Source organism: Mesorhizobium sp. M0621, assembly GCF_040320745.1.
In the GTDB taxonomy this organism is placed as follows: Bacteria; Pseudomonadota; Alphaproteobacteria; order Rhizobiales; family Rhizobiaceae; genus Mesorhizobium.
The window spans coordinates 1-1386 of the sequence record NZ_JAMYQF010000129.1 but is presented as its reverse complement, the minus strand read 5'-3'; the positions used below and the strand labels follow the sequence as shown (position 1 = coordinate 1386).

Sequence of the window (1386 nt, the reverse complement as noted above, 5' to 3'; positions counted from 1 at the left end):
TTTTTTTAATTATCCGCCCACCACCCTGACCTACAGGTACGGTGTCGTGGGATGCGTCAGTTTTCTTTAACTGACTTGTTTAAACCAATATTGGATTCGGTGTGCGCGGGTTCGCCCGCGCCGACCATCGATTTGTCCCAGACCGATACCGAGATCATGCGCGGCTCCGGCACCGAGACGTTGGCGACCTGATTGATCGGCATGGTGGTGCCATAAGCCTGCACCTGGATCGCGTCGAGCAGGTTGCTGGAGGCGCGACCGGTCCGCAGCGAGGCCAGATCGTGCTTGAACGCGGCGATCGCCCCATCCATGCGCCGCTTGAGATCGTCGTACTCACCACTCATCCTAGTCTCCTCGACCCGTCTGACGCGGGTTCACTGCTTCGGGGCCGTGTTCGAGCCTGATTTTCGAAAACCGGCTTCCCCTTTTTCGGGATCAGGCCCCGGATCAATCGTCCGCGACGACCGTGCAGCGGCCGCCGCCCCTTAGAATATCGCCGAAACCACCTTTTTCGTGGATCGAATAGACGATTATCGGAATGTTGTTTTCGCGCGCAAGTGCAATCGCTGCCGTATCCATGATGGAAAGGCCGCGATTTATGACTTCGCCATGGCTGATGCGCTCGAAACGTGTCGCATTTGGGTCTTTCTTCGGGTCCGCCGAGTAGACGCCGTCGACCTGAGTGCCCTTGAACAGCGCGTCGGCGCCGATTTCAGCCGCGCGAAGGGCGGCGGCCGAATCAGTGGTGAAGAACGGATTGCCGGTGCCGCCGGCAAAGATCACCACCTTGCCCTGGTTCATGTAGGCGGTCGCCTGGCGCTGCGAAAAACTCTCGCAAAGCTCGGGCATGGCGATCGCCGAAAGCACCACGGCGTCGACACCGATCTTGTTCAGCGATGTGCGCAGCGCCAGCGAATTGATGACCGTGGCAAGCATGCCCATGTGGTCGCCGGTGACGCGATCGCCGCCCTTGGAGGCAACGGCCACGCCGCGAAAGATGTTGCCGCCGCCGATGACGACGCCGACCTCGATGCCCAGTGCGCGAGCCTCGGCGATATCGGCGGCGATGCGATCCACCACTGAAACGTCGATGCCGAAATGCTGTTCGCCCATCAGTGCTTCGCCCGACGCTTTCAGCAAGACACGTCGGTAGAGGGGCTTCACCGTCATCTGGTCCTCGTCATTTGCATGTGGCGCGTTCCGGGTGGCTACCACCCTCGCGCAGGCGCCGCCCCGAAACAATGGCGTTCCGATACACGAAGGGGGCCGCGCAGTGAACCGGGGCCCCCCCCCCCAATAAAAACGCCGTTTTTAAAAAAACCCCCCCAAAAAGCCCGACCAGAGGCGGGGAGGCGGATATAACCCCCCCGGGTAGCCCGCCCCCCG

1 protein-coding gene and 1 pseudogene are annotated in these 1386 nt (G+C 61.2%); both read right to left on the bottom strand.

Features of this window, described 5'->3' with window-relative positions; all coding sequences use genetic code 11:
• Window positions 1-68: 68 nt before the first annotated feature.
• Window positions 69-344: pseudogene (locus tag NKI38_RS33425) on the bottom strand (ribosome-recycling factor); the annotation flags it as partial.
• A gap of 103 nt (window positions 345-447) precedes the next feature.
• Entirely contained in the window at window positions 448-1170 is a 723-nt protein-coding gene (gene pyrH, locus NKI38_RS33420) for a UMP kinase (protein WP_082525466.1), read from the bottom strand.
• Window positions 1171-1386: the final 216 nt, after the last annotated feature.